The following is an 8,698-nucleotide window of genomic DNA, read 5'->3' on the forward strand; positions in this document are numbered from 1 at the left end:
CGGTCCCGCCCGGGGCGGGCGCTCAATCTCGGCCGTGGGCAGCGTGGCGCGGCCCAACGAGTATTGGTTTGCGGCCACAGGCGGCGGCCTGTGGAAGAGCGTCGATGCCGGCGTGTCGTGGAAGCCGATGACCGATGGCAAGGTCGACACCGCGGCCTTCGGCGGCGTCGCGGTGTGCGAGGCCAATCCCGACATCGTCTATGCCACCACCGGAGAAACGCAGCTGCGCGGCAACATCCTGCCTGGCAATGGCGTTTGGAAGACCAGCGACGGCGGCAAGAGCTGGGCCAAGATCGGCCTCGGCAATGTTCAGAATTTCAGCCGGGTACGTATTCACCCCAAGGATTGCGACACGGTGCTCGTGGGCAGCTTCGGCCATTATGGCGCCGACAATGCGGATCGCGGCGTTTTCCGCACGAAGGATGGCGGCAAGAGCTGGACAAAGACGCTCTATCGCGACGCGAAGACCGGCGCGGTGGACATCAGCATCGATCCCTCCAACCCGGACGTGGTCTACGCCGCGCTCTGGGAAGCCTGGCGCAAGCCCTGGGGTATGTCGAGCGGCGGGCCGGGCAGCGGCCTGTTCAAGAGCGCTGATGGTGGCAGCAGCTGGACCGAGATCAGCCGCGCGCCCGGCCTGCCCAAAGATGGACTTCTCGGCAAGATCGGGGTGAGCGTGTCGCCCGTCGACCCGAACCGAGTCTACGCCATCATCGAACATGATGCGGCCGGCGGGGTCTATGCCAGCAATGACGGTGGCAAGAACTGGGAAAAGCGCAGCGAAAGCCGCGATTTGCGCCAGCGCGCCTTTTATTACACGCGCATCCAGGCCGATCCCAAGGACAAGGATCGCGTCTATGTTATGAACGTCAACTTCTACCGGTCCGACGACGGCGGCAAGACCTTCCCCAAGAAGATCAAGGTGCCGCACGGCGACAATCACGACCTGTGGATCGCCGCCGACAACAACCAGCGGATGATCGAGGCCAATGACGGCGGCGCCAATGTGAGCGTCACCGGCGGCACCAGCTGGACGCGGCAGGATTTCTCCACGGCCCAGATCTATCGCCTGTCCGTGACCGCGCATCAGCCGGCGTTTGCCTGCGGCGGCCAGCAGGACAACAGCACCATCTGCGTGCCGGTACGCGGCCACCGCAACCAGAACGTGCTGGGCGGCGCCTATGGCATCGCGGTCGGCGGCGGCGAGAGCGGCTATGTGGCGCCCGATCCGCGCAACCCCGACATCTTCTATGCCGGAAGCTATGGTGGCAGGCTGACCCGTTATGACCATGCGACCGGCCTGAGCCGCGCGATCAACGTGCGGCCCGACAATCCGATGGGGTATTCGGCCGGCGACATCGCCGAGCGCTTCCAGTGGACCTTCCCGATAGTCTTCGATCCGCATGAACCCGGCACGCTTTATGTGACGTCGCAGCATGTCTGGCAGAGCCGCAACGAGGGGCAGAGCTGGCAGAAGATCAGCCCCGATCTGACTGCGCATGATCCCGCCACGCTCGGCCCGTCGGGCGGCCCGATCACCCGCGATCAGACCGGCGTCGAGACCTATGCAACCGTTTTCGCTCTGGCGCCGTCGCGGCTGGAAAAGGGCGTGATCTGGGCCGGCAGCGATGATGGCCTGCTTCACATCACCCGTGATGGCGGGGCCAACTGGACCGACATCACCCCGCCGGCAATGCCCAGGTTCGCCAAGATCACCACGGTCGAGGACAGTCCCCATAGCCCCGGCACGGCCTATGTCGTGGCGCACCGCTTTCTGATGGACGATTTTGCGCCCATCGGCTTCAAGACGACCGACTATGGCCGGAGCTGGACGCCGATCACTGCGGGGCTGCCGGCGGACGAGATGCTGCGCTCCATCCGCGAGGATACGGCGCGTCCCGGCATGCTGTATCTCGCCACCGAACGCGGCGTCCGCGTGAGCTTCGACGGCGGCACCGCGTGGCACAAGCTGCAAGCCAATCTGCCCGATGTGCAGGTGGCCGATCTGGCCGTGTCGGGGCAGGACCTGGTGATCGCCACCCATGGCCGAGGCTTTTGGGTGATGGACAATGCCGGCCTGCTGCGTCAGGTGAACGCCGGGCTCAAGCCCGGCACAAAGCCCGAGACCCGGCTGTTTGCGCCGGCGCCGGCGCTGCGCGGCCTCGATCCCGGTGTCGCCATCGATTATCACCTCGCCGCCGCGCCCAAGTCTCTGGCGATCGAGATTTTCGACAGCACAGGCAAGCCGATCCAGCGGTTCGGCGGCAAGGCCGAGGATCCGAAGAAGGACGCGGCCAAGACCGAAGAGCCGGCCGGCAGCGATGACGACGACGAGGATGACGGCCCGCCCAGGAAGCCGACCGCAACGATGAAGCCGGGCATGAACCGCTTCACCTGGAACATGCGCCAGCCCGGTTACACCAGCTTCGACAGCATGATCTTCTGGGCGGCGTCCAACCGCGGCGTGGCTGCGCTGCCCGGCAGCTACCGGGCGCGGCTGATCGTGGACGGCAAGACGTTCGAGCAGGCTTTCAGCATTGGCCCTGATCCGCGCGTCAAGGTAAGTGCAGCCGATCTGAAGGCGCGGTTCGACCTCGCGCAGGCCGTCACCACGCGGGTGAGCGAGGCGAACAATGCCGTGCTTCTGGTGCGCGGTATCCGCGCTCAGACCGATGCTCTCGGCAAGGGGAGCAAGCCGGTGCCGGCCGCGGTACCCGCGCTGATGGCAAGGTTGTCGGCAATCGAGGCCGAGATCCATCAGGTGAAGATCCAGAGCCGGCAGGACCCGCTCAACTATCCCATCAAGCTCAACAACAAGCTCGCGGCGCTGATCGGCACCATCGAGAGCGCCGAGGCGCCGCCCACCGACGGCACGCGTGCGGTGTTCACCGACCTGTCGGCGCAACTCGACGTGCAGTTGAAGGCGCTCGAGGCGGCGCTGGCCGAAGGGTTGCCGGCGGCGAATGCGGAATTGCAGACCGCCGGCATGACCCCGCTGGAACGCAAGCCGCTGCCGCCGGGCGACAACAAGCCGGCAGACGGCAAAGCCGAAGCCGGGGAAAAATCATGGTGAGTCGCTCCGGACAGAGTTTGCCGGCAACGCAGCGTTGCCTCATTGTCCGCAAGGAGACGTTGAGCTGACACGAACATGAGCGAGGCGATTTACAGGATAGGAAGGGTAGACGGCGTACAACATGTGTGACCGGGTCAGATGCAGATAGGCTTTTGCGCCGGCTGTCTCACCGCGTGAAAACTGCGCCATGCGCCGCGGCTTCACCTTTCCAGCCATGCGGCCATGGACGGCTGTCGAAGCTGAATCCGACTTTGCCATCGACGTCGCGGAAAGCAGTATCGATGCTCAGGGCCCCGGTTTTCTCATCCAGCTTGAGCAGATAGGTGCGGTCGCCCGCCTGTCCTGACGTGACGACGAGGCGCCTCGCCTTAGCGTCCCACCCGGTCCAGTGCGAGGAATAGCGTGCGTCGATGACAAGACGCGAGACTTCGACGGGATTGGAACCGTCGCGAATGTCGAGAACCACAAAGCCGTGGATGGAGGGCACGCTCTGAATGAAGTAGTTGCCAACGATGGTTGGTACGCCGCACCAGCTCCCCGGAAACTGGTGCACCAGTTTCGCGACCGGGTTTGGCGTTTCGATGCCGGTGACACGCTGCACGCCGCATGAAAGTGTCTGGACATAGACCGCTCCGTCTGGGCCAACACGCGCTTCTTCGGGTGAGACATGGCCGTTCAGCCTTGGTCCGGGATCAAGCCGGTGTGTGCCAAGAAGCCGGAGGTCGGACAGGCGGAAGACCTGATAGGTGTTGCTGGTCAGCAGGAAATCATCGCCCATCGGCGAATTGGTGACCAGCACCCGGTCGATCTCCGGGAGCACGACGAGGCTGTACGGCAGAAGTCCCTCGTCGCCGAAGCTCGGATCCGCATTGCTGACAGCACGCACCGCTTTGCCGCTTTCATCGATCTCGACGATACCGCCGGTCTTGCCAGTCATTGCAGCGTGGCCGACGTGTTCGCCTTGATCCGGATACTGAAAGCTGGACAGCACATTGCCATTCGGCAGGCGCAGAAAGCTGTGCGGCATGGCATAGCCGCCAATGTTGCCGAACGACGCAACCTGCCGGGGTTTCAGGGGATTGCGTAGATCCATGACAACCGTTCGACTTGCATTATGGTCGTTCGCGAAAAGAAGACCGCTCGCCGGCATCACATATTCCGTGTGATGGGGATTGACGCTCACTTGGTCGGTTGCTGCACTTGTCACAAGCTTGCCGAAGCCGGTCGAATTCGGGTCGGCGTCGATAACGGCGATGAAGTTGGTCCCTGCCTTGGCGCGATCCCCGGCCCAAACGACAAGGTAGTGCCCTTTGTTTGCGGGTGACTCGGCCGCAGCCTCTCCGGCCAGCGCGAGCAATGCCGCAAATGGAATCAGCAGGTCGCGTCGCATTTGCCCCTCCTCGCTCTTGAAGCCAGAACGTAGCAGACGAAAAGGCCAAGCAGCAATTCGTTCGGCCCCGTCATGGCGCCAATGGCTACAGAGCAATTTTCACGGTCGGCATTCCAAGCGACGCAACGTCTTCGACTTTACGACAACCACAATGGGGAACGCAGGTGCTGTGCTGCTCAAGGCCGTGCAGACGGCCTGTTTCGACAGGAGCTGACATTTCCACACCAATCGGGGACCGGCTTGAATTGAGTCGACAGCGGCCGCGCCTTGCGATGTCCGCAAGGAGACCTTTACCGAAGCCGCGTGCCAATGATGGTGCCTGCTCGACAATGCCTGGCGCTTCAATCAATGTCTGACTTATGAAGACCTTGTCACACGCTCACCCTCTGGCTTGGCCGTTTCTGGCCTGGCCGGCAGCGGTGCTGGCCGGGGTTGCGGCACCGACCCTGGCCATGCTGATGCTTGTGGATGCGCCGGCGCCGGCGCCGCTGGCCTTGACTGGCGGTCCGATACTGGCCGTGGGCCTGATGGGCGTTGGCATGATCACAGCGGCCGCTGCCGGGCGCCTGTGGATCGGCATCCTTCTGGCCCTGCTGACCGGGGCTGGCCTGATAATGTTGGCGCGTGCGCTGGGCATGCCACCCCTGCCACACCCGTTCTCAACCGGGCTGGGCGTTATCATCGCCAGTCTCAGCTTTGCCGCGCGGGGCGCCCTGTTTGCCCGCTCGGCGGGCGAGAAGGGCTGGTGGATCGCCGTATTCGTGGTCGCCGGCGAGGCGGCTATGCTCTTGACAGCATCGGCCATGCCGGGCGCGCTGCCCGACTGGTTGCTGGTCCTGTTGCCGGCGCAATGGGCCAGCACTGCGATCCAGACGGCGCTTACCGGTACTGGCACACGCGCGGCAAGTTCGGTCTTGATTGCTCTCGCAGGTACCGCGGCGGTGACGCTGCTGGTGACCCGGCTGTTGCCTCGCCGCTGGCCCTACTTGCTCATGTTCACGGCGTGGCTCGGCCTGTCCGCGCTCGTTTGGCACCGGCCAGGTCCGCCTATGCCCTGCGCCGACCTCGCTATCGTTGCCGCACCTGCCGGGCCGATCGCGCCCATCGCCACGACGGTGCCTGACGCCGCAACCGCCAGCGCGCTCGCCCGCATCCAGCGCCAGATCGAAAAATGGCCTGCTGCTGCCGTTCCAGACCTTGCCCAACGCGCGCGGAACCTGCTGCTGATCGCCGCCGTGCCCGATCTCTACGATACCGAACCGCTGCAATCCCACCTGCCACTGCTGGTCGCGGCCGAATTGAAAGCGCGCCTGCCCGCCGACGGGCGCGCTGCCATTCTCGCCGCCATTGCCGCCGACCCCGCTGCCGGCAGTGTCGCCGCCCGCGAAACCTTGGCCGAACTGGGTCTGCCGGGCAATGTAGGGGATGAAGCACCCGTGCGGAACCGGATGGGGCTATATGCAGCGCGCTTGGACGGACAATAGCCTCCGACGAACATGGTGCACGTGATCCCGTTGGTGATCGAGCACGATCCGCAACGCGCGCTGGCGCACCTTGGGCGGACAGGCGCTCGTTGATTTGCTCGTAGGCCCTCCACCTTTCCAGGAGTTGGAGCCTCCGGCAAACCCGGCGCCGTCCAGTATGGATACAGCTTCCGTCTATATTTAATGATTTAAGTTAGTGAGTTACGCGTTTCGGTTGAAAGAAACCCTCTCCGCCACAGGCCCGGTTTTGCGAATCTCATTCCGCCGCCGGCAGGTCGGTCAACGGCGAATGCTTGCCGCGGCTTTCCAGCGCCAGGCGCAACAGGGCCATGGCAACAACCGTAAGCGGCACGGCCAGAATGACGCCGAGCGGCCCCAGCAAGGCGCCCGACGCGATCAAGCTGAAAATGGTCACCACCGGCGGCAAATCGCCAAAACGGCGCTGGGCAATCGGCATGACGACATTGCCCTGTAGCTGCTGCACGGACACAAGAACCAGAATAGTCAGCCAGCCAGTCTGCACGTCCTGGCCAAAGCCGAGAATGACCGTGGGAATCGTCACGACGACGATACCAAGATAGGGCACGAATTCGCAAAGACCCGCGACAAGTCCGATAGCCACCGACGACGGCAAACCGATGATGCTCAGCCCGATGGTAGTGCCGACCGCAACAAACAACATGCCTATTGCCTGGCCCTTGAGCCAGGCCGTCAGCGCGTCGCGTCCGGCGTGCACCGCCGCCGCCGCTCTTGCGGCATTCTTTTCGGACAGCATGGACAGCACACCATCGACATACAGCCGGGGCTGCGCCGCGATATAGACGGCAGCAACCAGCACCACTGCAAGGCCCGTCAGCGCCGAGCCGATGTTGGCCAACGTCGCCTGCGCAATACCGAGCACCTGCTCCATGCGCGGTGCAAAGCCGCTCAGCTGGGTGATGACCTCACGGCCCGGCACCGAGGTTTGCAGCCAAGCCTGCACCCGTGCAATTGCCTGAGGCAACTGCTGGGCCAGCGCCGCGAACTGCTCGACCATCAACGATCCGAACAGTCCGAAGATTATGGCAAGCGCGACCAACGGAATAATGACGGCCAATGGCAGCGCTGCAGCAAATGGCAGCCGCGTCACCCGCTTCAGCAGATGCGCGAAGTCGTGCAGCATCACGGCCACCAGCACGCTGGCGAACAACACCAGCAGCAGCTGGTTCAGTTGCCAAAGCACGACAGCCAGACCGATACCGGCCATGGCCGCAAGGCTGCCACGAAACATGGCGCCGGCATCGACATCGGTCCGCTTGGCTGGACTGGTCATGGGCAGTGCGTCCTCCGGTCGATCAACTTGGCGGCATGGCTGTTGCCTTGCTGCGATGGCATGGCAATGGTGCTACCACGACAAGGGGCAGGACCCCAAACGGAGCGCAAATGGCGGAAATTCGACTGATAGGCGCGCCAACAGACAGCAATTCCAGCTTTTTGCGCGGTGCCGCTGCCGCTCCGCCCCTGATTCGCGCCGCGCTCTGGTCCGATGCCGGCAACAGCGCATCGGAACTGGGCGGCGCAATCGGCGCCGACATCATGGTTACCGACATGGGAGATCTGCGCCTGACGGAATCAGCCGAAGATGACGCGCTGATCGCCGCTGCCACGGCGGATGCCGTTCGCGCCGGCGCGGTGCCCATCCTGCTGGGCGGCGACCATTGGGTGACGGCCCCTGCCATTGCCGGCATCGCCAGCGTACTGGGGCCCGTGAACATCCTGCATTTCGACGCGCATCCCGATCTGTACGACAGCCTGGATGACAATCGCCGCAGCCATGCCTCGCCCTTTGCCCGGATCATGGAGGCTGGCCATGCCGTGCGGCTGGTGCAGGTCGGCATCCGCACATTGAATGCCCATTGCCGGGAACAGGCGCAGCGGTTTGGCGTGGAAATCGTACCGATGCGTGATTTTGCTGCCGGCAACGTCCCGATTCCGGCGGCGCCCCTGTATGTTTCCATCGATCTTGACGGACTGGACCCGGCCTTTGCGCCCGGCGTCGCCCATCACGAGCCGGGCGGGCTGTCGACGCGCCAGTTGCTTGATGTGCTGGCGCGCATTCCTGGGCCGATCATCGGGGCCGATGTCGTCGAACTCAACCCGGGGCGGGACATCAATGGCATGACTGCCACCGTGGCGGCCAAACTCGTCAAGGAACTGGCCGCGCTGGGCGCCCGCAAGATGTGATCAGGCGGCCAGCCACTCGCCATCGCGGTCATAGCGGTGGGTGACCTGACCATCATCGTCCATCGCCCAGAGATGGATCCAGCGATTATCAACCAGGTCCTGCACACCGCGGTTGGCCAGGATGATGGCCGTGATGGCATCACGCGGCGCCTCGATGAACACATTGAGGCGCAACGGCTCATGCATCAGCCGTTTGCCGTCATGGACAGATTGCCACGGCAATCCGGTCCTGAGGTCACCGGCATTGCCCTCCAGAACGCCAAGTGTGCCAACGACATTGTGCAGCACCTTGTTGCCCGAACCGAACGCCTTGTTGTTCACGACCGAACCATAATATTGCAGGTTGATCCATGACGCGACGACCATCGGCGCCGTCATTATCAGCGTCAGCACCCCACACCCCTCATCCTTTCGCCAGTCCTACTTGTGCAGGCACGCGCGGCCACCCAGATCGACGCCATGGGTGCGGCTGCGCGGCGCCGCGCTGAATGCGCCATCGCCGGCGAGGCCCCCTTCCGGACGCACCTG

General features: G+C 64.0%; 5 protein-coding genes and 1 pseudogene. 3 read left to right on the top strand and 3 right to left on the bottom strand.

Annotation, left to right across the window (positions count from 1 at the left end; all coding sequences use genetic code 11):
- Nucleotides 1–3,073 (top strand): VPS10 domain-containing protein (locus tag RMQ73_RS10640; protein WP_310498203.1); only part of this gene is annotated, 3,073 nt, incomplete at its 5' end.
- A gap of 166 nt (nt 3,074–3,239) precedes the next feature.
- Here RMQ73_RS10640 and RMQ73_RS10645 read toward each other — a convergent pair.
- Nucleotides 3,240–4,463, bottom strand: a complete 1,224-nt coding sequence (locus RMQ73_RS10645; RefSeq protein WP_310498204.1) for a hypothetical protein — start codon at nt 4,461–4,463, stop codon at nt 3,240–3,242.
- 359 nt (nt 4,464–4,822) lie between these two features.
- On the opposite strand from RMQ73_RS10645, the gene RMQ73_RS10650 reads away from it, so the two are divergent.
- Complete coding sequence (locus tag RMQ73_RS10650; RefSeq protein WP_310498205.1) at nt 4,823–5,947, top strand: hypothetical protein; 1,125 nt, start codon at nt 4,823–4,825, stop codon at nt 5,945–5,947.
- A gap of 256 nt (nt 5,948–6,203) precedes the next feature.
- Here the strand turns inward: RMQ73_RS10650 and RMQ73_RS10655 are convergent, their stop codons facing one another.
- Complete coding sequence (locus RMQ73_RS10655; RefSeq protein WP_310498207.1) at nt 6,204–7,259, bottom strand: AI-2E family transporter; 1,056 nt, start codon at nt 7,257–7,259, stop codon at nt 6,204–6,206.
- A 110-nt stretch (nt 7,260–7,369) separates the two neighbouring features.
- On the opposite strand from RMQ73_RS10655, the gene RMQ73_RS10660 reads away from it, so the two are divergent.
- Entirely contained in the window at nt 7,370–8,170 is an 801-nt protein-coding gene (locus RMQ73_RS10660; RefSeq protein WP_310498209.1) for an agmatinase family protein, read from the top strand.
- Here RMQ73_RS10660 and RMQ73_RS10665 read toward each other — a convergent pair.
- Nucleotides 8,171–8,695: pseudogene (locus tag RMQ73_RS10665) on the bottom strand (putative inorganic carbon transporter subunit DabA). It lies immediately after the preceding gene.
- Nucleotides 8,696–8,698 lie beyond the last annotated feature (3 nt).

Source organism: Sandarakinorhabdus sp., from assembly GCF_031430775.1.
GTDB lineage: Bacteria > Pseudomonadota > Alphaproteobacteria > Sphingomonadales > Sphingomonadaceae > Sandarakinorhabdus.